Source organism: Kineosporia succinea, from assembly GCF_030811555.1.
In the GTDB taxonomy this organism is placed as follows: domain Bacteria; phylum Actinomycetota; class Actinomycetes; order Actinomycetales; family Kineosporiaceae; genus Kineosporia; species Kineosporia succinea.
Window position 1 is genome coordinate 979,434 of sequence record NZ_JAUSQZ010000001.1, and the last position, 24,791, is coordinate 1,004,224.

A 24,791-nucleotide genomic window follows, 5' to 3' on the forward strand; every position below is an offset into this window, starting at 1 on the left:
AAATTGTCTGGTGAAGAATGACGCATGACGGGCGGACCGCCGGCCCGGAAGAGGGCAGGGCGGTGCTCACCGATTGAGGGCAGTGCTACCTCGTGCCGGCGCAGAGCGCGCCGGATACCTCCAGACGCCCAGCGGGCGGAGTGCACGAGTTCAGACCAGACACGGCGACGAGTGTACGCCTCGTTCACATCGTGGTGCTGTGATCCTCGGGGTGTTTGTCCGTTCCGCCGGGCAGGTCGAAGTCCCGCACCGGCAGCTGGGCGGCGTCGAGCACGAACAGCAGCGACTTGTTCATGCGCTTGATCGAGGTCAGGGCGTTCTCGTCGTTCCGGGTGACCAGGGCGTCGCCCTCTCCCAGAGCGGTGGCGTCGCGGGACGCGTCGGTGCGCAGAGCGGTGACGGCCTCGAGCAGGTAGTCGTGGGCCTCCGAGGTGACGGCTGCCCCCGGCTTCACGTCGGCCAGCTGCGTCCCCAGGGCGGTCATGTCCTGCTCGACCCGCCGCAGGGCCGGGGCCGAGCCGGGCCCGCTGACGGCCGTCAGGTACTCCCGCTCCGCCGCGAAGAAGGTCTCGCGCCGGGCCATCAGCTCCTGCAGCTGCGGCAGGACCTCCTCCTGCACCTGCTCCAGCGCGGCCGCTTCTCGTTCCTCGTCGCTCTCGCCACCCATCACGCCGACGATCCGCAGGAGGCCCACGACCATGGCCGTCAGCACCACCAGGGCGACGGCGGTGAGCAGCACCCGGCGGCGGCGCACCGGGTCCCGCAGGGGTGCCTCGCTGGCGATGTCGTGCACGAGGTCCCCGGCCGGCAGATCGATCGGGGCTTTCTGGGTCACGCTCACCCGCCCTGCATCGGACGTCCGCGCACCGGCCTGAACCGATCTCACACCGCCCTCGTCTTGGTGAACCCCCTCCGGCCCGGATAGCGTGACCAGCTCCAACTGAATACGCCGTCGACGCGCGACGGGAGAGTCCCCTCACCGGGCGCCGTAGGAGCAACTCCTCCCCAGGAATCTCTCAGGCCAACACACCGTCGCGACGAGGCAACTCTGGAGAAATCCGGCCGGATGCCGGTTTACCGAAGGTGACGCGTCCCCGGTGGGCGGCGCGGGCAAGCTCTCAGGTCCCAGGACAGAGCGGGGAGGAATCGCCAGACCCGCGCACCGCTGTGCCCGGGCCGGATTCCGGAAGGTCCTATGTCGCACGGCAGCACCCGCTCGACGCCCCTGCACGACGTCCACGTCGCGCTCGGCGCCCGGCTCACCGATTTCGCCGGATGGCGCATGCCCCTGAAGTACAGCAGCGAACTGGCCGAGCACGAGGCCGTGCGCACCACCGCCGGCCTGTTCGACCTGAGCCACATGGGTGAGATCCGGGTGCGCGGGCCGCAGGCCGGGGCCGCGCTCGACCACGCCCTGGTCGGCACGCTCTCCGCGATCGCCACCGGGCGCGCCAAGTACTCGCTGCTGTGCACCGAGAACGGCGGCATCATCGACGATCTCGTGACCTACCGGCTCGCCGACGACGAGTTCCTGGTGATCGCGAACGCCTCCAACGCCGCGGTGGTGCTGGCCGAGCTGGTCGCCCGGGCCCAGGACTTCGACGCGACCGTCACCGACGAGACCGAGCAGACCGCGCTCATCGCGGTGCAGGGCCCGGCCTCGCAGGGCGTGATCCACGAGCTGGTGGACACCGACGCCGAGCGCGAGAGGGTCACCGCGCTGCGCTACTACGCCTGCACGCCCGCCCGGCTCGCCGGCCTGGAGGTGCTGCTGGCCCGCACCGGGTACACCGGTGAGGACGGGTTCGAGGTCTACGTGGCCGCGGCCGACGCGGCGTCGCTGTGGCAGGCGCTGCAGACCCGGGTCGAGGCCGTCGGTGGGCGCCCGGCCGGGCTGGCGTGCCGGGACACGCTGCGTCTGGAGGCCGGGATGCCGCTCTACGGCAACGAACTCAGCCTGGACACCGACCCGTACGCCGCCGGGCTGGGCCGGGTGGTCAAGCTCGACAAGGAGTTCGTGGGCCGCGACGCCCTCGCCCGGGTCGCGCAGGAACCGCCCGCCCGGGTGCTCACCGGACTGACCGGAGAAGGCCGCCGGGCCGCCCGGGCCGGCAACCACGTCCTCGATTCGGAGGGGGCCACGGTCGGGATCATCACCTCGGGGGCCCTCTCGCCCACCCTGGGCCGGCCGGTGGCGATCGCCCACGTCGACCGTGAGGTGGCCGCCGCGGGCGGAACCCTGCAGGTCGACGTGCGCGGCACCCTTCTGCCGTTCAGCGTCACCCCGTACCCGTTCTACAAGCGTTCCTAGACTTCGCCCCAGACCTGCCCCAGACCCGCCCCAGACCTGCCTTCAGACTTCAGGAGTCACCGTGCCCAACCCCGAGCACCTGCTCTACACCGCCGAGCACGAATGGGTGCAGATCGCCCCCGGCGCCGAGCTCCCCACCGAACCCGTGCGGGTCGGCCTCACCACGTTCGCGCTCGACGCGCTCGGTGACGTCGTCTACGTCGACCTGCCCGAGGTGGGCAGCACGGTCACGGCCGGGGACGCGTGCGGTGAGGTCGAATCGACGAAGTCGGTCTCCGACCTGTACTCGCCGGTCACCGGAACCGTGGCCGAGGTGAACCAGGCGATCGTCGACGACCCCGCGCTGATCGCCGCCGACCCCTACGACAACGGCTGGCTGTTCACCGTGACCCCCGAGGCCACCGCCAAGCTGCTGACGTCACAGGAGTACGAGACGCTCATCGCCTGAAATGCCCTCGCCGATCTGGTCGTGGCGTTCGGCCCGGGGTGAGGGAGGCCGGCGTCTCGACCAGATCGGCTTGACGGGGTAAGGCTGGTTTAGCGCATCCGCACCGGTACCGGAAGCGGAACGCATCGGTAATCAAGGCATCTCGATTCCGCTGGGATACCCGAGGACGCAAGGCATCTCATGGGATGCCTGAGGTTCGCGCTGGGTGACGTGCCGAGTGGCGCGTCGGGTCAGTCGTTGACTCGGCGGACGATGGCGAAGGTGGCCCCGCCGAGGACGATCGCGACCAGCCAGGGATAGCCGCCGAAGAGCGCGGCGTCCGGCTGACCGGCGAACCAGTGGCCGATGCGGGTCCAGGCCTCGGCGTACGTCACGGCGACGGCGAAGGCACCCGCGATCACCAGGCCCACCAGCCCCGCGACGTAGATCCCGAAAGTGCCCCACCGGGAGTTGATCCCGCCGAAGAGTGTGCCCGCTGTGATCAGGGCCGCCATCGGCGCCGCGTACATCAGCACCGCCAGCACCGGGTTGCCCCCGCCCAGGCCGTACACCCCGAAGAAGTCCAGGTCGATGCCCCAGCCGCCGGTGGCCCGCTCGATGCCGTAGAGCGCGTACAGCACGACGGCCGAGGCGAACGACAGGCCGATCGCGAAAACCGCACAGCCGAGCAGATACACGCCCCGGGTCAGACCGAAACCGAGGGCGAACGAGAGCTGCTTGTTCATCGCCTGCACGAACCCGACCATCACCACGGCGTAGAGCGAGAAGAGCCCGCCGGTGCTGGGATCGTCGTCCACCCCGCCCTTGGCCTCGATGGTGCCGAAGATCAGCAGGTTCAGCACCAGCGCACTGGCCATGACGGCCCAGGGCACCCAGACGAACTGAGCGCCGATCAGATGGATCCTGGCCGCGTTCACCACCCGGTTCATCGGGCACCTCCGGACATCGTGCTCTTCACGACGAGATCTTGCAGGGAAACGGGATTCACCTCGAGGCCGAGCGACCGGGCGTGCTGCGGGTCGTCCGCGTCGCCGAGCACCGTCACCCGGCTGCGGCCCAGCAGCCGCTCTTCGTGCAGACGGGTCATGGCGTAGGTGAACTTGTCCACCCTTTCGGCCGGGCCGCTCACCGTGATCGCGCGCCCGCGCAGCATTTCCGCCTCCTCGTCGATCACCAGCCGGCCCCGGTCGATCACCAGCACGTGCTCGATCAGCGCGCTCACCTCGTCGATCAGGTGGGTGGAGAGCACGATCGTGCGCGGGTTCTCGGCGAAGTCGGCGATCAGGCGGTCGTAGAACAGCTGACGCGAGGTGGCGTCGAGTCCCAGGTAGGGCTCGTCGAACATGGTCAGCTCGGCCCGGGAGGCCAGGCCGGTGACGATGCCCACCGCCGACCGCATACCCCGGGAAAGACCGTTCATCCTGCGCTTTCTCGGCAGATCGAAGACGTCGACGAGTTCCTGCGCGTAGGCCTCGTCCCAGTTGGGGTAGAGCAGCCGCGCGGCCGTCAGCACGTCCCGGACCCGGAACGGGTCGGGGTACACCTGGTTCTCGGCGGCGAAGCAGATGCGCCGCGTGATGCCGTCGTTCTCGAACGGGTTGCCGCCGTGCACCGTGACTGTGCCCGAGGTGGGCCGGGCGTGCCCCGCGAGCATCCGCATCAGCGTGCTCTTGCCCGCCCCGTTGCGCCCGAGCAGACCGTGGATCACGTTGCCGCGCAACGAGAAAGTCACCTCTTCGACCGCGGCGACGTCGTTGAACCGCTTTCCCGCACCGCTCACCGTGGCCACGTCCGTGACCACCGGCCGCTCCTCCCGGGTGCTCATCACTCGCCCTCCCCCGTAGCGCCGTGCCCCGACTTGTCGATCATGTTCTTGAGTTCCTCGGCGTCGAGTCCGAGCTTGCGGGCCTCCGTCACCAGCGGAACCACGAACTGCTCGGCGAACGCGTTCCGCCGCCGCTCCGTCAGCACACCCCTCGCCCCCTCCGAGACGAACATCCCGATCCCCCGCCTCTTGTGCAGAATCCCGTCAACCACCAGCTGATTCATCCCCTTGGCCGCCGTGGCCGGATTGATCCGGTGGAAGGCCGCCAGCTCCGTCGTCGACGGAGCCTGCGCCCCCTCGGCCAGCGACCCGTCGATGATCGCGTTCTCGAGCTGCTCCGCGATCTGCACGAAGATCGGGCGCCCCTCATCCATCCGGGGTTCCCCACTTCACTGGTTCATTACTCATGTAACTAACCATGCAACCAAGGACGACGAGTGTCAACCAGCACCACCCCAGCCAGCACCACCCCAGCCAGCGCCGCCACAGTCAGCGCCGCACGGGCAGCACGGGCGGTCGAGGTCGCGCCTTACGGTTCGGCGGGGAGTTCCTCGTCCACCACCAGGGCCAGTTTGCGCAAGAGGCGGTTGAGGGTGGCCATTTCCTTGGCTGACAGGGCTGCGAACAGGCGTTCCTCGGCCTCGCCGCGCAGCCGCATGGCCCGCCGCCAGATGGCGACGCCGCTCGTGGTGGCCTCGATGACCACACTGCGGCGATCGGTGGCGCTCGGGGTTCGTTTGAGGTGCCCGGCCTTCTCTAGGCTGTCGAGGCGTCCGGTCATGCCGGCGGGTGAGACGTCGAGCATCTGGGCCAGCTCGCGGGGGGAGGCGGTGCCGGGGGTGTCGCGGATCATCAGGGCATGGAGGGTCTCGTACTCGTGCACGGCCAGACCCACTTGCGCCGCAGCGACTTTCAGGGCCTCGCGGTGGTAGCGGCGGATCCGCGACAGGCGCACGGTGGCGGTCTCGACCGCGTCGTCGAAGTCGACGTCGATCCAGTGGTCGCGCCAGCGCGCGACATGCCGCTCGGCGTAGTCCACCGGACGACCCTAACAGCCGCCGGGCCCGGAAGTTAGTTGACTAATATTTCGCTAGCGAACTACTTTGGCGGCGGTGACCAACGGTGGACGCGGGGGTACGGCATGACGACGACGGTGGACGTGGCGGGGCCCGGGGCGTGGGACTCGGTCACCTTCCGGTGGTTGTTGCTGGGGCGCACGGTGTCGGGTCTGGGGTCGGCGATCGCGCCGGTCGCGCTGGCCCTGGCCGTGCTGCACCTGGGCGGGTCGGCGACCGAGCTCGGGCTCGTGGTGGCGGCGTACGCGCTGGTCGAGGTGCTGACCACGTTGTTCTCGGGCGTCATCGGCGACCGCCTCCCCCGCACGCTGCTGATGCGCGGCTCGGCCGCTCTGGCCGGCCTGTCGCAGGCGGTCGTGGCCGTACTGCTGATCACCGACCAGGCCACCGTCACCCTGCTGGCCGTGATGGGCGGGGTCAACGGGGCACTGGCCGCGCTGGGCGGGCCGGTGTCGCGCGCCGTGGTGCCGCAGACCGTGTCGGCGGCCGCCCTGCCCAACGCCGTCTCGGCCCTGCGGCTCTCGCAGAACACCGCGATGGTCATGGGTTTCAGCCTGGCCGGGGTGCTGGTCGGGTTCTTCGGACCGGGCTGGGCCATCGCCGTCGACGCCGCGACCTACGCCGTGGCCGCCGTCTGTTTCACGGCGATGCGGGTGGCCGGTGCTCCCGTCGTCCCCCATCAATCACTGCTGGGCGATCTGGGCGCCGGGGCGCGAGAAGTTTTCCGGCACACCTGGTTGTGGGTTCTCATCACCCAGGCACTGCTGTACCACCTGGTCTACGGCGGGGTGCAGGGCGTCGTCGGGCCGATCGTGGTCACGCGCGAGTTCGGCGACCAGGCCTGGGGTCTCGCGCTGGCCGCACTGATGGTCGGGTTCCTGGTCGGCGGTGTGATCACGCTACGGTACCGGCCGCGGCGTCTGCTTCTCGCGGGAACCGTCTTCCTCTCGCTCACGGCCTGCTTCCCGCTGGTCCTGGCGATCGACGCACCGCTGCCCGTGATCCTGACCGGCGCCTTCCTGCACGGCCTGGGCCTCGAGATCTTCAACGTCAACTGGGATCTCGCGATCCAGCAGGAGATTCCGCCGGACAAGCTGGCCCGGGTCTTCGCGTTCGACCACGTGGGCTCGTTCGTGATGCGCCCCCTCGGCCTGGCGATCACCGGGCCGGTCGCGGAGGCGCTCGGCGAGCACACCTGGCTCTACGTCACCGCCGCCGCGATGGCCGGCTCCACCCTGCTCGCCCTGCTGCCCTCCGGGGTCCGGAACCTCACGCGGGATAGCGCCGGGGAGTCCACACCACCGGTGAGCCATCCGGTTTCGACGATCGACGAGTCTGCGACGAGCCGATGATCAGCAGCGTGCGCATGTCCACGACCTCGGGGTCGAGCTCGCCGAGCGGCACCACGGTCACGCTCTCCTGGTCCGACCCGACCGCGCGCCCGACGACCACCGGGGTCTGCGGGTCACGGTGCCGGAGCACGACGTCGCGGGCCTGGGCGACCTGGTGCCGGCGCTCCTTCGAGGCCGGGTTGTAGATCGCGATGACGAGGTCGGCCGCGGCCACCGCGTCGAGACGGCGCTCGACCACGTCCCACGGCTTGAGCCGGTCGGACAGCGAGATCGTGGCGAAGTCGTGGCCCAGCGGTGCCCCCGCCCGGGCGGCCACGGCCTGCGCCGCGCTCACCCCGGGCAGCACCCGCACCGGAATGCCCTGGTACGCGGGCTCGTCCGCGACCTCGAGCACCGCCGAGGCCATCGCGAAGACGCCCGGATCGCCGGAACTGACGACCACCACACGACGCCCCCGCAACGCCAGGTCGAGGGCGAACGCGGCCCGCTCGGACTCCACCTTGTTGTCCGAGGAGTGGCGCTCCTGGCGGGGATTCACCGGCACCCGGTCGAGATAGGTGACGTAGCCGACCAGGTCGTCCGCCTCGGTGAGCGCCTGCTGCACCTCGGGGGTGGTCCAGTCGCGGGGTCCCGGACCGAGGCCGACGACCACGACCTCGCCCTCGGCAGAGGGCTTCTCGCTCGCAAGCGCCGCCTTCGAGGCGTCCTCGTTCAGCGGCCCCGACATCAGCGCGATCGACATGTACGGCACCACCAGCGGGTCCACGTCGGCCAGCGCCGCCGTGCGCTCCCGTTCGGTGCTCGCGCGCTCGACGTACCAGGCGCGGTCGAGCTTCCCGGCGTCCCGGAACGAGCGCCGCACGTGCTCGAAGGTGCGCCCCAGCTTCATCACCACGGCCGCGTCGGTGGTCTCCAGCCGGGCGGTGAGCTCGTCGGTGGGCAGCGTGCCGGGCAGCACGGTGAGCACCTCGTCGCGCTCCACCAGCGGACGGCCCAGTGCGGCCGCCGCGGCACTGAAAGACGTGATGCCGGGCACCACCTCGGCCGGGAACCGGTGGGCGAGCCGCTTGTGCATGTGCATGTACGAGCCGTAGAAGAGCGGGTCGCCCTCGGCCAGCACCACCACGTCGCGCCCGGCCTGGAGGTGCGCGGCGAGACGTTCGGCCGCGGCGGCGTAGAACTCGTCCATCGCCCCCTGGTAGCCGCCCGGGTGGTCGGTGGTCTCGGTGGTGACGGGGTAGACCAGCGGCTCCTCGATCTGCCCCTCGCGCAGGTACGGCTCGGCGATGCCGCGCGCGATGCTGCGGCCGTGCCGGGCGCTGTGGTAGGCGATCACGTCGGCGGCGCCGATCAGGCGCACCGCCTTGAGGCTGACCAGTTCCGGATCGCCCGGGCCGAGCCCGACGCCGTAGAGAGTGCCGCTCATTCCTTCTCACTCGCGATCGCGTTGACGGCGCCGACGGTCATCGCGCTGCCACCGCGACGGCCGTGCACCACGACGTACTCCAGGCCCAGCGGGTTCTCGCTGAGCGCCCGCTTCGACTCCGCCGCCCCGATGAAGCCCACCGGGATGCCGAGGATCGCGGCCGGGCGCGGGGCGCCGTCGCGGATCAGCTCGAGCAGCCGGAACAGCGCGGTGGGCGCGTTGCCGATGGCGACCACGCTGCCCTCCAGCTTGTCCATCCACAGGTCGAGGGCGGCGGCGCTGCGCGTGGTGTTCAGCTTCGCCGCCAGCTCCGGCACCCCGGGAACGTTCAGTGTGCAGACGATCTCGTTGTCGCGCGGCAGCCGGGCCCGGGTGATGCCGCTGGCCACCATCTGCGCGTCGCACAGCACCGGGGCCCCGTCGAGCAGGGCCTGCCGCGCGGCGGCGACCGCGTTCGGACTGTACGCGAAGTCCCGGGCCAGATCGGTCATCCCGGACGAATGGATCATCCGCACCAGAACCCGGCCCGCGTCGTCCGGCAGGGCGGCCAGGTCGGCCGCCGCCTCCCGGCGGATCGTGGCGAACGACTCCCGGTAGATCTGGGCGCCGTCCGCCTCGTACGTGCCCGGCCAGGCGGTGGTCCCATTCACGCGGATCTGTCTCGTCTCTCAGCCCGAAGTGGTCAGTCCAATGCTGGAGGACGCCGCCCGCACGCGGTCGGTGTCGCTCAGTTCGCCGCTCACCCGGTAGCCGTCCTGCGCCGCCAACAATGCCACACCGCCGTGCGGCACGCCGCAGCCCCGCTCGCACCCGGCCCAGTGCACGGCCGGTCCTTCCGGCGAGCACCCGGCCGCGAACGCCCGGGCGTCGGCCTGCACGTCGGTGAGCGACTTCGCGCAGCCCGGCCGCCCGGCACAGGCCGTGACCCGGGCCCAGGCGTCGTTCGGCTCGAGCACCAGCCCCACCGCCGCCAGCAGCTCGCGGGCCGCGAGGGCGGCAGGCTCCTCGAGGTCGCGCACCACCACCCGGCGCCAGGGGGTGATGCGCAGGGGTGCGACCCCGTCCCCCTCGTCGGTGACCAGCTCGCCGCAGGCGATCAACGCGTCCATCTGCTCGCCGTTCAGAATGCCCAGCGGAACCACCGCGCAGACCGCGTAGCGGCCGTCGTTCTGCTCGATCACCCCGGGCGCCGGGGCGGGCGCCGGCTCACGCCCCTCACGGGGAGCAGCTTCGAAACCGTCCGCCGCCAGCGCGTTCAGCACCGCCTGGGCACCGCCGGGCAGCTCCCGGAGACGCCACGCCTTGCTCTGCTGCCGCTGCCGTTCCACCAGGAAGGCCGTGGCCACCGCGAGCACCGCGTCGGCCACCGCGTCGGCCGCGACCACGACCCCGGCCGGGGCGCCGAACGGCACCACCACGAACCGGCCGTCGGCCTGCCCCCGCGCCAGCACGTCCGGCTCTTCCGCGGCGATGTCGCCGGTGCCGTCGTCCAGGCCGATCAGGAAACGGCCGGGCAGGGCCGCCAGATCGGGGCGCGCGCACAGAGCCGTGTCGAGCGCGAAGGCGAGCTGATCGACGTCCACCCTTGATGTCCGTGAGCGCCCCGACAACGGTGAGGCGATGATGTTGCGGGCGCGCTCATGGGTCGGGTGGGGCAACAGGCCGAGTGCCGCGAGACGCTGCTCGAGAAGGCCGAGGTTGCTCTCGGCCACCCCTCTGACCTGGGTGTTGCCGCGCGAGGTGAGCCCCAGCGAGCCGTCGGCGAGTTCGGCCGAGACCTCCCGGAGCCCCTTCAGCGTGGCCACCGGCAGGGCCCCGCCGGGTGAGCGCAGGCGCGCCAGCGCGCCGTCGGCCGCGATGTGCGGGCGCAGCACACCCGGGCACGAGTCTGCCGTGATCCGTTCTACCGTCACCTGTGCGACCACGACGACAGACTACGTCCCCCGGGACCGGCGCCGACCAGAGCACGAAGACCGGAGCACGAAGACCGGGGCCCCCAAGGCCAGAGCACGAAGACCTGGGCACCCAGGGCCGGAGAACGAAGAACTGGACCGGAGAACGGCGAGGGCTGCCGCCCCGTGGCGAGAATCGCCCCGGGGCGGCAGACAACGGCCTTGAGGCCCCCCGTCGAGCCGGTGATCAGGCGGGCCGACGGTGATTCAGTTCCGGCGCGGCACCGACCTAGTCCACCAGAGCCGTGACGAAGGCGGTGCTGCCGGCGCGGGTGACGTCGAAGTTCTTCTGCTGCCCCTTCGGACAGGCCCGGGCACTGAACACCGTGGAGCCACTGCCGAACTCGATGCGAGCCTGGGCACACTTGCCGTCGGCCTTGGTGTCGATGACGTAGCCCTTGACCCGAATGTTGCCACCGGAGCAGGTGGTTTCCCAGTGAACCCGGGCTCCCGTGGGCGACGGGGTGGCCGACTGCCCGCAGCCCGCCAGCGGCCGCTCGGCGACCCCCGACGCCGTCGATGCCATCACTGTCGCAGGTAGAGCCATTCCGAGGACGGCGAACGAAATTACAGCCGATCGTGTCAGTTTCATGTGTTCCCCCATGAAATCGGAAGGCCCTCGGACAGGCCTCCACGAATCACCAACACTAACCCAGAACTGGCGAGTCAGGCCCAGCCGCGTTGCCGGGGATCGGGTGGGAGCCGGGGGTTCAGCAGGTGCGCCACCAGTGCCGTCCAGCCGGTCTGGTGCGTCGCGCCCAGCCCTTCCCCGGTGTCACCGTCGAAGAACTCGCTGAACGTGGGGTGCTCGGCCCACAGCGGGTCGTCGCTCGCCTCGATCCGGTCGCCGTCGGCCGGCCGCTTGCCGTTCACCGGCCGGAAGAGCGCCACCAGACCGCGGTCGATCACGTCGGCCGCGTCCTGCAGCGTGCAGTGATTGCCCGAGCCGGTGGGGATCTCGATGGTGAAGGTGTCGCCGAAGTGCCGCCCGTAGGTGCGCAACTTGTCGGCGAGCAGCACGTTGACCGGGAACCAGACCGGGCCGCGCCAGTTCGAGTTGCCGCCGAACAGGCCGGTGCGCGACTCACCGGGCTCGTACTCGATCGAGGCGCTGCGCCCGTCGATGACCGTGGTCACGCCCGAGCGCACGGCCTGCGACATCGAGCGGATGCCGTAGGGCGACAGGAACTGGCCGGGGTCGAACATCCGCTCCAGGATGCGCCGCAGCCGGTCCTGGTCGAGCAGCGAGAGCAGCATGCGCCGCTCCCCCGGCCCCTTGGCGAACAGCAGCGGCCCCACCAGTTCCGGCCGCCGACGCTGCAGCCAGCGCAGCCGGGCGGTGACGTCGGGACACTCCTCGTTGATCCACGACGGCACCTCGGTCGCCCCGAGAATCGGCAGCAGGCCGACCATCGAGGGCACCCGCATCGGCTGGGCGCTGCCGTCCGGGCCGACCAGCACGTCGTAGAAGAAGCCGTCCTCCTCGTCCCACAGCGACACCTCGTGCGAACCGAACGACGTCATCGAACGGGCGATCGCGAGGAAGTGCTCGAGGAACTTGGTGGCGGTGTCGTCCCACGCCTTGTCGTAACGGCTGAGCTCCAGCGCGATCTTGAACATCTGCTGGCAGTAGAACGCCATCCAGCTGGTGGCGTCGGACTGCTCGAGCCGGAAACCGGGCGGCAGCGGGGCGGAACGGTCGAACAGGCCGATGTTGTCCATCCCGAGGAAGCCGCCCTCGAAGATGTTCGACCCGGTGGAGTCCTTGCGGTTCACCCACCAGGAGAAGTTCAGCAGCAGCTTGGTGAAGACGCGGATCAGGAACTCGCGGTCGCGGTAGCCGTCGATGCGGTAGACGTGCCAGGCCGCCCAGGCGTGCACGGGCGGGTTGACGTCGCCGAACTCCCACTCGTAGGCCGGGAGCTGGCCGTTCGGGTGCATCGCCCACTCACGGCACATCAGCACGAGCTGTTCCTTGGCGAAGTCCGGGTCGACGTGCGCCAGCGGGATCGCGTGGAAAGCGGTGTCCCAGGCGGCGAACCAGGGGTACTCCCACTCGTCGGGCATGGAGATCACGTCGGCCAGCGAGACCTGGCGCCAGGTGGTGTTGCGCGCCCCCTTGGCCTGGCGGGCGGCCGGGGCCGGCAGGGCGCTGCCCGGGTCGCCCTCGAGCCACTGCTCGACGTCGTAGCGGTAGAGCTGCTTGCCCCAGAGCAGACCGGCGTAGGCGCGGCGGGCCACGTGCCGGTCGGCCTTGTCCATCTCGGGATGCACCACGCGGGCATAGAACTCGTCGGCCTCCCGTCGCCGGGCCTTCATCACCGCGTCGTAACTGGCTCCGAACGTGCCGCTCTCGGGCATCTGCCGGCTCAGGCGCAGCTTCACGGTGACCGAATGGCCCGGCGCGACGGAGTCGAACGAGTACCAGACGGCGGCTTTCGTGCCCTCGTCGAACGGGTTCACCAGGTGCGCGTCGCCGTGCACGATCCGCTGGTTGATCGCGTCCTTGGGGTAGGGACTGACGTTGCGCTCGGCCCCGAACAGCGACACCGCGTTGGTCTCGTTGTCGCAGAACAGCAGCACCGGCGACCCCTCGGCGGCCAGGTAGTAGCTGCCCAGCGAACCGTGCTGCACCTCCAGCGCCTCCATGCCCCCGACCGCGAGAGTGGGCGGCAGCAGCTGGTTCATGTGGCCGCGGCGCGGGTCCCGGCCCCAGGCCCAGGTGTTGCGCAGCCAGATCTGCGGCACCAGGTCGAGCGGGGCGGCGTCCGGCCCGTGGTTCGTGGCCCGGATGCTGATGCAGATGTCGTCGGGCGAGGCCTTGGCGTAGGTCACCATGACGTCGAAGAAGCGGTTGCCGTCGAGCACCCCGGTGTCGCCGAGCTCGTACTCCCGCTCGTCGCGTCCCCTCCGGGCGTTCTCCTCGCGGAGCTGCTGGTAGGGGTACTCGGCCTGGGGGTAGCGGTACATCCACTGCATCCAGCTGTGCGTGGGCGTGCCGTCGACCGCCCACCAGTACTCCTTGACGTCCTCACCGTGGTTGCCCTGGCCGTTGGTGAGGCCGTACAGACGCTCCTTGAGGATCGGGTCCTTCCGGTTCCACAGCCCCACCGAGAAGTTCAGGAAGCCGAAGCGGTCGCAGATGCCGCCCAGTCCGTCCTCACCCCAGCGGTAGGCGCGGGCGTGCGAGTGCTCGAACGGGAACGCCGACCAGGCGTCGCCGTCGGCGGTGTAGTCCTCGCGCACGGTGCCCCACTGCCGGCCCGCCAGGTACGGGCCCCACTGGCGCCACGGGCTGCCAGGACCGGGAGACTCGGCCAGCCGGGCGTGCTCGGCGGTCGGCTCGGCCGGGAGCCCCCACGAGACCCCGCCGTCGCCCCACATCTTCTCGGGTTCCGGCGCGGCCGGCTCCTCACCCGGAGACGTGTCGTGCGACCAGTACGCCTTCATCGCCTCGGCCACCTCACGTTCCTCGGATGCGCGCCGTTCCTCGTCGGCCGCTTCCCGAGGTGCCGGTACCCGCGCCTGTCCCGCCTCCACGATCTTCTCTTCGGCCGCCGGGGCGGGTGACTGCACCTTCTTGCCGGAGCGCTTACGAGGTCTCTGTCCGGAGGTCACACGATCAAGACTGCCCCTCCGGACGCGCGGAGTCCCGTCTCCGACACTCGTGCCGTACGAGTGTCCACAAGCACTTTCGCCTCAAAAGGGGTCAATCCCGGTCGGACATCTCCCGGTACGTCTCCGCGAGTTCGCCCACGAGGGCGGCGCCGCCCAGCCAGTTGCCCGGCGCGGGCAGCTGACGCAGCAGCAGATCGGGCGGCAGATCGGGATGACTGGGCAGCGGCAGCAGCCGGCCCGCGGTCCAGAACGTCACCGCATCCCCGCCCGGTGGGCCGGGTTTCGCCCGCTTGCGCCCAGAAGGCGCCTTTTCCGGGAGAGAGGCCAGAGCCAGGGACGCGCTGAGCACCGTGGGCGCCTCGGCCTCGGCCAGGCGGTCGATCGCCGGGGTCTCGTCGTCGTCCTCGTCCTCGAGCGCGTCGCCCCGCAGTTCCCGCAACCGGTCGAGCAGGTCTTCGCGCGCCCGCCCGCGCCAGCGCAGGATCAGGAACGGGTCGTCGTCGAAACGCTCCGCCAGCAGGTAGAACACGGCCGCGATGTGCTTGCAGGGCACGGCCCCGTCGGGGCAGCTGCAGAGCAGGTCGAGGTCGGCCAGGCGGCCGGGGAACAGCGGGGCGCCGGCCTGGGCGAACACCGGCTCGAGCTCGCGCGGGAACTCCCCGGCCAGCAGCTGGGCGCTGAACAGGGCCTGCTCGGCGAGCACCACCTCGACCTTGGCCCAGGTCAGCCGGGAGAACTTCTTCAGCCCGATGCGCACCCGGTAGGGCGTGACCCGCGAGCCCTGCACGTCGGCGGCCACGACGCCGGGCTCGACCTCCAGCGAGATGACCTGTCCCTTGCGGGCGTAGGCGCGACCCCGCGTGAGACGGGTGCCCAGGGCGAACGACTCGAGCACCCCGATGAACCGGCGCGACCACCACTGCTCGCCGATCGAGCCCCGGCCGCTGCGGGCGGTCAGGCCGTTCTCCACCGCGAGAGGCTTCCCGTAGTCCTTCATTCCACCGCCCCCGCGTCCAGGGTGAGCAGCTCGCGCAGCTGCCCGCTCGACAGTTCGGTCAGCCAGCCCTCACCGGTGCCGACGATGCTGGCCGCCAGCCCCCGCTTGTCGCGGATCATCGTGGCGACGCGTTCCTCGAGCGTGCCCGCGCACACGAACTTGCGCACCTGAACCGTGCGGGACTGCCCGATCCGGAACGCGCGGTCGGTGGCCTGGTCCTCGACGGCGGGGTTCCACCAGCGGTCGACATGGATGACGTGGTTGGCGGCGGTGAGCGTCAGCCCGGTGCCGCCGGCCTTCAGGGAGAGCACGAAGATCGGTGGGGCGTCTCGGGACTCGCCCTGGAACCGGGTCACCATCTCGTCGCGCCCGGTCTTGGCGACGCCACCGTGCAGGAACAGCACCTCCCGGCCGAAGCGGGCGGTCAGGTGGGTGCGCAGCATCTCGCCGAACTCCGCGTACTGGGTGAAGATCAGGGCCTTCTCCCCGGAGGCGAGGATCTCCTCCAGCGTCTCCTCCAGCCGGGCCAGCTTGCCCGAGCGGCCCGCGACCCGGCTGCCGTCGCGCTGGAACTGGGCCGGGTGGTTGCAGACCTGCTTGAGCTTGGTCATCGTCGCCAGCACCAGCCCGCGCCGCTCCATGCCCTCGCTGTTCTCGATGCGGGCCATCATGTCGGTGACCACGTTCTGGTAGAGCGCGGCCTGTTCCGAGGTGAGCGTGCAGACCACCTCCATCTCCAGCTTCTCCGGCAGGTCACTGATGATGGTCTTGTCGGTCTTGACCCGGCGCAGGATGAACGGCTGGGTCACCGCCTTCAGCTTCTCCCGGGCCTCGTGCGAACCGACCCGCTCGATCGGCAGCGCGTACCGCTTCTTGAAGTCCGCCGGGTCGCCGAGCACGCGCGGGTTGGCGAACTCCATCAGGCTCCACAGGTCGGCCAACCGGTTCTCCACCGGGGTACCGGTCACCGCGATCCGGCGCGAGGCCGTCAGCGACCGGGCCGCCGTGGCCGCCTGCGTCGCCGCGTTCTTCACCGCCTGGGCCTCGTCGAGCACGATGCGGCGCCAGTCGAACTTGCGCAGGGCCACGGCGTCGCGGGCGAGTAACGAATACGTGGTGATGACCAGATCGCTGGCGGAGACGGCCTCTTCGAACGATGAACCCTGCGGCCGGTCGGACCCGTGCTGCACGTGAACCCGCAGCGAGGGCGTGAACCGAGAGGCCTCCCGCTGCCAGTTGCCCACCAGCGACATCGGGCAGACCAGCAGCGTCGGGCCGCTCCCGGGCGGGTCCGAGGCCATCAGCGCCAGCAGCTGAACGGTCTTGCCCAGCCCCATGTCGTCGGCGAGAACCGCCCCCAGGCCGATGTTCTCGAGGAACGACAGCCAGGCGACACCGCGTTCCTGGTACGGCCGCAGGGTTCCCTCGAAGCCTTCCGGCACCGTGAAGTCCTGCAGGACCCGCTCGTCGGACGAGGCGAGGAAGTCCGCCAGCCAGCCCGACGCGTCCACCCCCGTGACCTCGAGACCGGCGGGGCCCTCGGAACCGGCCCCGATCACCGAGAGCACGTCGGCGATCGACATGGTCTGCGGCCCGACCTTGCGCTGCTTGCGCAGGAAAGTCCGAGCCTTGCGCAGCTTCTCGGGATCGACCTGCATCCACTCACCGCGCAGCCGAACCAGCGGCTGCTGGGCCTCGATCAGCAGGTCGACCTCGTCGGCGGTCAGCGGCTGGTCACCGATCGACAGCCGCCAGTCGTACTCCACGATGTCGTTCTGCCGGAAAACGGGTGCGCCCTCGACCCTTCCGGGCTGCGGAGGGGTGCCCGCCCGCAGCCGGGCGCCCAGGCGCTGCGGTTTCGACCACCAGCCGGGGAACTGCACCCCGAAACCGGCGCCGATCAGAAGGCCGGCGGCCTCGGTCAGGAACTCGTGCGCCCCGGCGGTGTCGAGCAGCAGCTCCACCGGCCTCGCCCCGAGCAGGGCCTCTCGCAGCCGCGGGTACAGCCGCAGCGCCCGGCCGAGCTCGGCCAGCAGCGTCTCCTGCGGCCGGGGCGCGTTGCGGCGCAGCCGGGTCAGGGTGAGCTCGGCGTCCCAGATCTGCTGGGCGGCGATGAAGATGCCGGGCTGGTCGGCGTCCTGCAGCCCGAAGTCGAGGCGCCACAGCGCCGACTCCTCGGCCGGGCGCAGCTCCTCGTCGGCCGGGCGCAGGATGCTCGTCAGGTCGTCGTCGGTCGGCTCCACCAGCCGGAAACAGGCCCGCACCAGGCCGCCGTTCAGCGCCTCGGCCTGCCATTCCGCCACCCCGTCGAGCAGGTTGCGCATCTGGCGCTGATTGGCCGGGAACGCCGGATACGCCCCGCGCAGTCCCTGCCGCCAGCCCAGCAGCCCGAGCCCACCCGAACTCCGCGACGGCGCCAGCCGCGCCCGCACCGACGCGTCCACCAGCGCGTCCACCGCCGCAGCGGCGCACTCCCCGGCCGGGGCGACCGCGTTCCAGGAGGGCGGCAGGGTGGCGACCGCGTGCCGGAACCACTCCCCGTCGTCCCCCGTGATCACCGGCCGCCACCGGGCCACCCCGTGGCCGTCCGGCGCCTCCAGCACCACCGGCAGCACCCGGCCCCGGGTGATCAGGTCGTCCACGAAAGCCAGCAGAGCGAGGAGGTGACGCACGTCGGAGCCGGCGACCACCACGTCCTCAAGCCCGGAAACGAACCCGCGCAACAACGCCAAGGCCGGCCGCGCGGGCACCGAAACCGTGGCCACCCGCCATCTGACCTCGGGGAACAGCCGCGCGGACTCACCCTCGGCCCGGTCGGACGCCCAGCCCGACCGCAGATCGAGCAGCTCGGGCGAACCGGCCGGCGCATGCTGGAACGAGGGCAGCACGAGGTCGGCGGTGCCCTCCACCCAGCCCTCGCCCTCGCCTACGCCTCCGGCGGAGAGCGTCTTGGCGAGCTCGTCGGCGGGGATGCAGAACGGGTGCTCACGCACCTTCGGCCGTCGCCCGGTGCGTTCGGCGGGCACCGCGCGCACCTGCGGATCCTCGGCCCACAGCACGAGCGAGCCGTCGTCGGCGGGATCTCCGGACGCGGGAGACCACCAGGCATGGACGACGAACACCGGCCAAGGGTAGGCCAGTGGGCCCGGGGCTGGCACAGTTGGCACCGTTAAGCACCTGTAGCCGGTGTGGAACGACAGGAAGCCGGTGAGAATCCGGCGCGGTCGCGCCACTGTGAGGCACCTCATGTGCCGAGCCAGGAACTGTGCCACACCGCACCGACCCGCCGCGCGGACGGCGAGGAAGAGGACGTCAACGTGTCAGAAGCTCCCGTGGAGCGTCAGCCCGTCCTGCTCATCTCCACCTCCGACACCGACCTGCTCAGCGCCCGCGCGAGCTCGGTGCCGTACCGGCTGGCGAACCCGAACCGGGTGTCCGTGGACGACCTGGACGGCCTGCTCGAGGGCGTCGCCGTCGCCGTGGTGCGCCTGCTCGGCGGCACCCGGGCCTGGGAGGACGGGCTGAACGCCCTGCTCGGCAAGGGGGTACCCGTGGTGGTGCTCTCCGGTGAGGCCCTGCCCGACGCCGACCTGATGAGCCGCTCGACGGTTCCGGTCGGGGTGGCCGCGCAGGCTCACGGATACCTGGTCGAGGGTGGCCCTTCCAACCTCACCGAGCTGCACTCGTTCCTGACCGACACCGTGCTGCTGACGGGGTTCGGGTTCGAGCCACCTCGCAGCACGCCGCAGTGGGGTGTCCTGTCTCGCTCCAGCCGTTTCGAACCGGAGGACGAGCGACCCACCATCGCCGTCCTCTACTACCGCGCCCACCACGTGGCCGGGAACACGGCTTTCGTCGAGGCTCTGTGCACCGCGGTGGAAGACGCGGGTGGACGCGCCCTCCCGATCTTCTGCGCGTCGTTGCGGGCGGCGGACTCCGAGCTGCTGGCCCGGCTGGGCACCGCCGACGCCCTGCTCGTCACCGTGCTGGCCGCGGGCGGCAACCGGCCCGCGACCGCCTCGGCCGGGGGTGACGAGTCCACCTGGGACATCGGGGCGCTCGCCGCTCTCGACGTCCCCATTCTGCAGGCCATCAGCACGCTGACCTCGCGGGAACGCTGGCTGGAGAACACCGAGGGCCTGATCCCCCTGGACGCGGCCAACCAGGTCGCGATCCCGGAGTTCGACGGACGGCTGATCACGGTGCCGTTCTCGTTCAAGGAGGTCGACTCCGAGGGACTCACCCAGTACGTGGCCGACCCCGAAAGGGCTGCCCGGGCCGCGGGAATCGCGGTGGCTCACGCCCGTCTTCGCTCACTGCCCTCGGCATCGAAGCGAATTGCCCTGGTGCTCACCGCCTACCCGACCAAGCACGCGCGCATCGGTAACGCGGTGGGTCTCGACACGCCGGCGTCCGCGCTGGCGCTGTTGTCGGCGATGAGGGACGCGGGGTACGACGTCGGTCCTTCGTCGGGCGCCGGTGCGTTCCCCGGCTTCGAGGCCATGGACGGGGACGCCCTGGTGCACGGGCTCATCGAGGCCGGCGGTCAGGATCTGGACTGGCTCTCCGAAGAAGACCTGGCGCGTAATCCTGTTCGCATCCCGGCCGCTACCTACCGCGCCTTTTTCGACGGTCTTCCTGAGGATCTGCGGGCGTCGGTCGTCGAGTCCTGGGGTCCGGCACCGGGTTCGATGTTCGTCGACCCGCCCGGTGGAGCGCTTTCCTCCGGCGACCCGGACGGGGACATCGTGCTGGCGGCCATCGTCGCCGGCAACGTCGTGCTGCTGCTCCAGCCGCCGCGAGGCTTCGGCGACAACCCGGTCGCGATCTACCACGACCCGGAACTGCCGCCGTCGCACCACTACCTGGCGGCCTACCACTGGCTGAATCTGGCTGTTCCCTCCGGTGGTTTCGGTGCGGACGCGGTGGTGCACCTGGGTAAGCACGGCACCCTGGAGTGGACGCCCGGCAAGACCCTGGCCCTTTCGGCCTCCTGCTCCCCCGACGCCGCGCTGGGCAACCTGCCGTTGATCTACCCCTTCCTGGTCAACGACCCGGGCGAGGGCACGCAGGCCAAGCGCCGGGCGCACGCGACACTGGTCGACCACCTGGTGCCGCCGATGGCCCGGGCCGATTCGTACGGCGACATCGCCCGGCTGGAGCAGCTTCTCGACGAGTACGCGTCGGTGTCGGCGCTCGACCCGGCGAAGGCCCCGCAGATCCAGACGCAGATCTGGACACTCATGCACGCGGCCAAGCTCGACCACGACCTGGGGCTGGCCGAACGGCCGCACGAGGCCGAGTTCGACGACATGATCCTGCACCTCGACGGCTGGCTCTGCCAGGTCAAGGACGCCCAGATCCGCGACGGGCTGCACATTCTCGGCCAGGCCCCCTCGGGATCGGTTCTGGTGCATCTGGTCACGTCGATGCTGCGGGCGCGGCAGCTGTGGGCCGGGTCGCAGAACCTGCCGGGGTTGCGGGAGGCGCTGGGGCTGGACGAGGCTTCGGTCGGCACCGGGTCTTCGGAGTCCGACGGCCTGGAAGAGGTGGACGAGGCCCAGGAGCGGGCGGTTGCGCTGGTACAGGGACTGGCCGACGCTTCGTGGTCCGTCTCCGCCGTGCCGTCGGTGGTGCAGTCGGTGGTTTCCGGCTTTGACGACACCTCGTCCGTGGACGTGCCGGCCCTGACCGCAGTGCTGGAATTCGCTGCCTCCGAGGTGGTTCCGCGTCTCCTGAAGACGACCGACGAGCTCACCGCCGTCCTGCACGCGCTCGACGGTGGTTTCGTGCACCCGGGCCCGAGCGGTTCGCCGCTGCGCGGTCTGGTGAATGTGCTCCCGACCGGCCGTAACTTCTACTCGGTCGACCCGCGCGCGGTGCCGAGCCGGCTGGCCTGGGAGACGGGCCGGTCGATGGCCGAGTCGCTGCTCGAGCGGTACAAGGCCGACGAGGGTGACTGGCCGCGGTCGGTGGGGCTGTCGGTGTGGGGCACCTCGGCGATGCGGACCTCGGGTGACGACGTCGCGGAAGTGCTGGCCCTGCTGGGTATCCGGCCGGTGTGGGACGACGCCTCGCGGCGGATCACCTCGCTGGAGGCCATCTCGCTGGAGGAACTCGGGCACCCGCGCATCGACGTGACGGTGCGGATCTCGGGGTTCTTCCGGGACGCGTTCCCGCACGTGGTCCAGATGATCGACGACGCGGTGCAGATGGCTGCCTCACTGGACGAGCCCTCGGACTCGAACTTCGTGCGCGCCCACGTGCAGGAGGATCTGGCCGCCCACGGCGACTCGCGCAGGGCCACCACCCGCATCTTCGGCTCCAAGCCGGGTTCCTACGGTGCGGGGGTGCTGCCGCTGATCGACACCCGCACCTGGCGGGACGACGCGGATCTGGCCGAGGTGTACGCGGTCTGGGGCGGATACGCGTACGGGCGCGGGCTGGACGGGCGTGAGGCTCGTTCGGACATGGAGACGTCGTACCGGCGGATTGCCGTGGCGGCCAAGAACTACGACAGTGTCGAGCACGACATCGCCGACAGCGACGACTATTTCCAGTACCACGGTGGCATGGTGTCGATGGTTCGGGCGCTGACGGGTTCCGCCCCGAAGGCCTACATCGGCGACAGCACCCACCCCTCGGCCGTGCGCACGCGCACGCTGCACGAGGAGGTCTCGCGGGTGTTCCGTTCCCGGGTGGTCAACCCGCGCTGGATCGCGGCCATGCAGAGGCACGGTTACAAGGGCGCTTTCGAGATGGCGGCGACGGTCGACTACCTGTTCGGCTACGACGCCACGACGGGTGTGGTGGCGGACTGGATGTACGGCAAGCTGGCCGAGACCTACGTGCTCGACGAGTCGGTGCAGAAGTTCATGAACGACTCCAACCCGTGGGCGCTGCACGGCATCACGGAGCGTCTGCTGGAGGCGGCCGAGCGGGGACTGTGGGCGGAGCCGTCGCCGGAGATGCTCGACGCGCTGCGTGAGGTGTTCCTGCGCACGGAGGGTGATCTCGAGGGGAAATAGGGCTTCTGGTCCGGAGGTCAGGTGGCCTGGGCGCTGGCGTAGGCGGCCGGGGTGCTGCCGATCGCCGCGCTGAAGTCCCGGACGAGGTGGGCCTGGTCGCTGTAGCCGAGATCGGTGGCGACGCGGGCCCACCTCACCGGTTCCCCGTGACGCACCGACTCGGCCGCGTCGAGCAGCCGGTAGCGGCGCAGCACCCAGGTCGGTGAGACCCCGGCGTACTCGGCGAAAAGTCGTTGCAGCGTACGGACGCTCGTACCCGACTGCCGCGCGAGCTGTTCCACCCGGCGGATGGTGCGGTCGGTCTCCGCGAGTCGCGCGGCGGCCGCCACCGTTCGCGCGGGGCCGGTGCGGTGCGGTCGCACCTGGGCCTCGAGGGTGCGGCGGAGCACGGCCACCTTGGCGCTCTCGTCGTCGGCCGCCTGGATCTCCTCGATGAGGCGGGCGTCGTCGGTGCCGAGGGCCTGGGTCAGGGGGACGGTGCGGTCGTTGTAGGTGGACGCGGGGCTGTCCAGGAACGCTCCGAGGCCGCCGGGGGTGGTCATGGCTGCGACGCAGATGCCCTCGCCGGCCAGGCGACGGCTGGAGCGGTGGAGGAGGACGCCTTCGAGTTCGGCGACGGTTGGTGGGTCTTCCTGGTCTTCTCGGTCTTCTGGGGCTTTTTGGCCCTCTGGGTCCTCTGGGGGTTCCTGGGGAGTGACGTAGAGGTTGGCGCAGGGGTGGGTCAGGAGTTCCTGAGTGTGGGTGGCGCCTGGCGGCAGGGCCCAGGTGACGACCCAGAACCAGCTGACGAGGCCCTCCAGGGCATCCCCCGCCGGGTGACGGTTGAGCTGGTAGCGACGCCTGAACTCCGAGGGCTCGATGATGCCTCGGCTGTCCTGGTCGACGCTCTTCATGACCCGAGGGTATGGCGCGGTTCTTCAAGAGAGCGCCGGTGGTGCCCTCTACCTTGGCTTTCATGACTCAGAACCCGGGCCCGCACCTGCTGGCCGTTCTCGATCAGCTGGCCGATCTGGTGGGGCAGATCCAGCCCTCGCAGTTCGCCCGGCCCACGCCGTGCAGCGAGTTCGACGTGGCTCTGCTGCGCAGTCACACCCTCGCCTGGGCACAGTTCTTCGCGGGCGTCTTCGAGCGGCCCGCGTCCAGCGTCCCGGCTCCGGACGTCGACGGTTACGAGGCCCCGGCCGACCCGGCCGAGGCCGCCGAGGTGATCCGTGACGCGCGTCGCCGGTTCGCGTCGGGCATCGAGGCCGGGGTGGCCGACGAGCCGGTGGCGATGTTCGGCGACCCGATGCCGGGCGTGATCGGGCTGAACATGTGCCTGAGCGAATACCTGGTGCACGGGCACGACCTGGCTCGGGCCACCGGTCTGCCGTGGCACCCGCCGGCCGAGGCGGCGGCCGCGGCACTGGCGTTCATGCCGAACATGCTCACCGACGATTTCCGGGGCCCGTCGAAGAGTTTCGGCTACGCCGTGCCGGTGCCGGACTCGGCCGCCGACCTCGAGAAGCTGGTGGCGTTCACCGGGCGGGATCCGTACTGGAAGGCCGACTGACCAGTCGCCGCCGGGCGTAGTGCGCGAGCACCCGGGGCACCATCCGTTTCGGGATCAGGCCGTCGCCCAGGCCCAGGTCGATGAGGCGGTGCATGGTCTCGGGGCGGGCCCGGGCGGCGTCCATCGCCGCGTCCATCGTGTGGTGGCGCCGGCTCAGGTTCGCCAGCCAGGTGGTCTGCCGCAGGTGACGGCCGAGGGCGGCGTGCAGGGCCTCGCGGTAGGTCCGGCCCGGGTCGTCGCTGCTGACGGCGGCTTCCCCGGCCAGGCGCCCCGAGCGCACGGCGTAGAAGATGCCCTCGCCGGTGAGCGGATTGACCAGGGACGCGGCGTCGCCCACCAGCAGCACGCGGCCGTCGGGCTGGTGCGGGCGCCAGGTCGACAGCGGCAGGTGATGGGCGCGAAGGCCCTCGGCGGGCTGGCCGGGGAGGAGTCGTTCGAGCTCGTCCTCGAGATCTTGCCGTCCGGCTGCTTCCGGACCGGGGTGCGTCGCGTCGTGACGGGTGCGCAGTTGCGAGCGCAGGCGCCCGTAACCGATGTTCGCGGTGCCGCTGCCGTCGGCCAGGGGGAACGACCAGGCGTAGGCGGGCCAGGAGTCTTGCATCGTGATGAGCTGGGTGGGCTCGACGTGGTCGGTGGGGCGTTCGGGGGCGTAACCGCGGATGGCCACGGCGAGGTGCTGGTCGCCGTTGCGCGGGATGTCGAGGGCGCGGCGCAGGGTGGAGTTGGCGCCGTCGGCCACGATCAGGGTGCGGCCGGCGTGCTCGCCGTCGACGCTCACGTAACCGTCGTGCGTCTTCAGGTGCCGGGCACGGTGTTTCACCAGGGTCGCGCCCTTCGCCCGGGCGGCCTGCACCAGCCGGGCGTCGAACACCGTGCGCGGGATCACGTGCATGGCGTCGTGCGGGTGGGCCTCGAGCCGCACGCCGGCCGGTGAACGCAGGTCGAGGGTGCGGATCGGGCCGTGGCCCCGGGTGATCTCGGCGCGCGGCACACCGAGACGTTCCAGCTCGGTCAGGGCGTGCGGGGCGATGCCGTCGCCGCAGGCCTTGTCCCGGGGGAAGTCGGCGAGATCGAGGAGGCGCACGTCGGCCTCCGGGTTCTGCCGCAGCGCGGCCAGGGCGGCGCTCGCCCCGGCCGGTCCCGCTCCGACCACCAGCACGTCCGCGATCTCGCTCATCCAGACTCCCCGTTTCTGGTTGCACGCTG

General features: G+C 70.8%; 19 protein-coding genes and 2 riboswitches. Of the genes, 5 read left to right on the top strand and 14 right to left on the bottom strand.

Annotation, left to right across the window (positions count from 1 at the left end):
• Positions 1-184: 184 nt before the first annotated feature.
• On the bottom strand, positions 185-835 hold the full coding sequence (locus tag J2S57_RS04305) for a hypothetical protein (RefSeq protein WP_307238547.1): 651 nt from the start codon (positions 833-835) through the stop codon (positions 185-187).
• A gap of 118 nt (positions 836-953) precedes the next feature.
• A riboswitch (glycine riboswitch) is annotated at positions 954-1,042 on the top strand.
• A gap of 153 nt (positions 1,043-1,195) precedes the next feature.
• Between J2S57_RS04305 and gcvT the strand changes: the two genes are divergently transcribed.
• Positions 1,196-2,311 (top strand): glycine cleavage system aminomethyltransferase GcvT, encoded by a 1,116-nt coding sequence (gcvT, locus tag J2S57_RS04310; protein WP_307238549.1) that lies wholly within the window; start codon positions 1,196-1,198, stop codon positions 2,309-2,311.
• Positions 2,312-2,372: 61 nt separating this feature from the next.
• A complete protein-coding gene (gene gcvH, locus J2S57_RS04315) occupies positions 2,373-2,759 on the top strand; it encodes a glycine cleavage system protein GcvH (RefSeq protein ID WP_307238551.1) in 387 nt (128 codons plus the stop codon).
• A 230-nt stretch (positions 2,760-2,989) separates the two neighbouring features.
• Here the strand turns inward: gcvH and J2S57_RS04320 are convergent, their stop codons facing one another.
• The 4 genes from J2S57_RS04320 to J2S57_RS04335 all read right to left on the bottom strand — a co-directional run bounded on the left by J2S57_RS04320 (position 2,990) and on the right by J2S57_RS04335 (position 5,623).
• A complete protein-coding gene (locus J2S57_RS04320; protein WP_307238553.1) occupies positions 2,990-3,688 on the bottom strand; it encodes a hypothetical protein in 699 nt (232 codons plus the stop codon).
• Positions 3,685-4,584 carry an ABC transporter ATP-binding protein gene (locus J2S57_RS04325; RefSeq protein WP_307238554.1) on the bottom strand — a complete coding sequence of 300 codons (900 nt, stop codon included), beginning with the start codon at positions 4,582-4,584 and terminating at the stop codon, positions 3,685-3,687. The genes J2S57_RS04320 and J2S57_RS04325 overlap by 4 nt, the downstream gene beginning before the upstream one ends.
• Positions 4,584-4,958: a GntR family transcriptional regulator gene (locus tag J2S57_RS04330; protein WP_307238556.1), complete on the bottom strand. Its 375-nt coding sequence runs from the start codon at positions 4,956-4,958 to the stop codon at positions 4,584-4,586. Before J2S57_RS04330 ends, J2S57_RS04325 begins: the two co-directional genes overlap by 1 nt.
• A 155-nt stretch (positions 4,959-5,113) precedes the next feature.
• Positions 5,114-5,623, bottom strand: a complete 510-nt coding sequence (locus tag J2S57_RS04335; RefSeq protein ID WP_307238559.1) for a MarR family winged helix-turn-helix transcriptional regulator — start codon at positions 5,621-5,623, stop codon at positions 5,114-5,116.
• A 102-nt stretch (positions 5,624-5,725) separates the two neighbouring features.
• On the opposite strand from J2S57_RS04335, the gene J2S57_RS04340 reads away from it, so the two are divergent.
• Positions 5,726-7,012, top strand: a complete 1,287-nt coding sequence (locus J2S57_RS04340; RefSeq protein ID WP_307238561.1) for an MFS transporter — start codon at positions 5,726-5,728, stop codon at positions 7,010-7,012.
• On the opposite strand, the gene J2S57_RS04345 is transcribed toward J2S57_RS04340, so the two are convergent.
• From J2S57_RS04345 to J2S57_RS04375, 7 genes are all read right to left on the bottom strand, one after another.
• Positions 6,930-8,438 carry a precorrin-2 C(20)-methyltransferase gene (locus tag J2S57_RS04345; RefSeq protein WP_307238563.1) on the bottom strand — a complete coding sequence of 503 codons (1,509 nt, stop codon included), beginning with the start codon at positions 8,436-8,438 and terminating at the stop codon, positions 6,930-6,932. The two genes, J2S57_RS04340 and J2S57_RS04345, sit on opposite strands and share 83 nt — an antisense overlap.
• Positions 8,435-9,088: a precorrin-8X methylmutase gene (locus J2S57_RS04350; RefSeq protein WP_307238565.1), complete on the bottom strand. Its 654-nt coding sequence runs from the start codon at positions 9,086-9,088 to the stop codon at positions 8,435-8,437. The genes J2S57_RS04345 and J2S57_RS04350 overlap by 4 nt, the downstream gene beginning before the upstream one ends.
• A gap of 18 nt (positions 9,089-9,106) precedes the next feature.
• The gene (locus tag J2S57_RS04355) at positions 9,107-10,363 is read right to left on the bottom strand and encodes a ferredoxin-like domain-containing protein (protein WP_307238567.1); all 1,257 of its coding nucleotides are present in this window, start codon (positions 10,361-10,363) and stop codon (positions 9,107-9,109) included.
• A 256-nt stretch (positions 10,364-10,619) separates the two neighbouring features.
• Positions 10,620-10,916: a hypothetical protein gene (locus J2S57_RS04360; protein ID WP_307238569.1), complete on the bottom strand. Its 297-nt coding sequence runs from the start codon at positions 10,914-10,916 to the stop codon at positions 10,620-10,622.
• 140 nt (positions 10,917-11,056) lie between these two features.
• Positions 11,057-13,774: an MGH1-like glycoside hydrolase domain-containing protein gene (locus J2S57_RS04365; RefSeq protein ID WP_370882564.1), complete on the bottom strand. Its 2,718-nt coding sequence runs from the start codon at positions 13,772-13,774 to the stop codon at positions 11,057-11,059.
• Positions 13,775-14,099: 325 nt separating this feature from the next.
• Positions 14,100-15,005, bottom strand: a complete 906-nt coding sequence (locus J2S57_RS04370) for an SWIM zinc finger family protein (protein ID WP_307238575.1) — start codon at positions 15,003-15,005, stop codon at positions 14,100-14,102.
• Complete coding sequence (locus J2S57_RS04375; protein WP_307238577.1) at positions 15,002-18,127, bottom strand: DEAD/DEAH box helicase; 3,126 nt, start codon at positions 18,125-18,127, stop codon at positions 15,002-15,004. The genes J2S57_RS04370 and J2S57_RS04375 overlap by 4 nt, the downstream gene beginning before the upstream one ends.
• A gap of 18 nt (positions 18,128-18,145) precedes the next feature.
• Positions 18,146-18,287: riboswitch (cobalamin riboswitch) on the top strand.
• Positions 18,288-18,322: 35 nt separating this feature from the next.
• Between J2S57_RS04375 and cobN the strand changes: the two genes are divergently transcribed.
• Positions 18,323-22,033, top strand: a complete 3,711-nt coding sequence (cobN, locus tag J2S57_RS04380; protein ID WP_307238579.1) for a cobaltochelatase subunit CobN — start codon at positions 18,323-18,325, stop codon at positions 22,031-22,033.
• Positions 22,034-22,050: 17 nt separating this feature from the next.
• On the opposite strand, the gene J2S57_RS04385 is transcribed toward cobN, so the two are convergent.
• Positions 22,051-22,926, bottom strand: a complete 876-nt coding sequence (locus J2S57_RS04385; RefSeq protein ID WP_307238580.1) for a helix-turn-helix transcriptional regulator — start codon at positions 22,924-22,926, stop codon at positions 22,051-22,053.
• A 62-nt stretch (positions 22,927-22,988) separates the two neighbouring features.
• On the opposite strand from J2S57_RS04385, the gene J2S57_RS04390 reads away from it, so the two are divergent.
• On the top strand, positions 22,989-23,585 hold the full coding sequence (locus J2S57_RS04390; protein WP_307238582.1) for a TIGR03086 family metal-binding protein: 597 nt from the start codon (positions 22,989-22,991) through the stop codon (positions 23,583-23,585).
• Here the strand turns inward: J2S57_RS04390 and J2S57_RS04395 are convergent.
• Positions 23,551-24,762 (bottom strand): NAD(P)/FAD-dependent oxidoreductase, encoded by a 1,212-nt coding sequence (locus J2S57_RS04395; protein WP_307238585.1) that lies wholly within the window; start codon positions 24,760-24,762, stop codon positions 23,551-23,553. The genes J2S57_RS04390 and J2S57_RS04395 overlap by 35 nt on opposite strands.
• Between the last annotated feature and the right edge of the window lie 29 nt (positions 24,763-24,791).

Excerpts from the sequence above, each read along its gene's own strand:
- gcvT (WP_307238549.1), top strand. The coding sequence starts at position 1,196 with ATGTCGCACGGCAGCACCCGCTCGACGCCCCTGCACGACGTCCACGTC.
- J2S57_RS04320 (WP_307238553.1), bottom strand. The coding sequence starts at position 3,688 with ATGAACCGGGTGGTGAACGCGGCCAGGATCCATCTGATCGGCGCTCAG.
- J2S57_RS04325 (WP_307238554.1), bottom strand. The coding sequence starts at position 4,584 with ATGAGCACCCGGGAGGAGCGGCCGGTGGTCACGGACGTGGCCACGGTG.
- J2S57_RS04330 (WP_307238556.1), bottom strand. The coding sequence starts at position 4,958 with ATGGATGAGGGGCGCCCGATCTTCGTGCAGATCGCGGAGCAGCTCGAG.
- J2S57_RS04340 (WP_307238561.1), top strand. The coding sequence starts at position 5,726 with ATGACGACGACGGTGGACGTGGCGGGGCCCGGGGCGTGGGACTCGGTC.
- J2S57_RS04345 (WP_307238563.1), bottom strand. The coding sequence starts at position 8,438 with ATGAGCGGCACTCTCTACGGCGTCGGGCTCGGCCCGGGCGATCCGGAA.
- J2S57_RS04360 (WP_307238569.1), bottom strand. The coding sequence starts at position 10,916 with ATGGCATCGACGGCGTCGGGGGTCGCCGAGCGGCCGCTGGCGGGCTGC.
- J2S57_RS04365 (WP_370882564.1), bottom strand. The coding sequence starts at position 13,774 with ATGTGGGGCGACGGCGGGGTCTCGTGGGGGCTCCCGGCCGAGCCGACC.
- J2S57_RS04370 (WP_307238575.1), bottom strand. The coding sequence starts at position 15,005 with ATGAAGGACTACGGGAAGCCTCTCGCGGTGGAGAACGGCCTGACCGCC.
- J2S57_RS04385 (WP_307238580.1), bottom strand. The coding sequence starts at position 22,926 with ATGAAGAGCGTCGACCAGGACAGCCGAGGCATCATCGAGCCCTCGGAG.
- J2S57_RS04390 (WP_307238582.1), top strand. The coding sequence starts at position 22,989 with ATGACTCAGAACCCGGGCCCGCACCTGCTGGCCGTTCTCGATCAGCTG.
- J2S57_RS04395 (WP_307238585.1), bottom strand. The coding sequence starts at position 24,762 with ATGAGCGAGATCGCGGACGTGCTGGTGGTCGGAGCGGGACCGGCCGGG.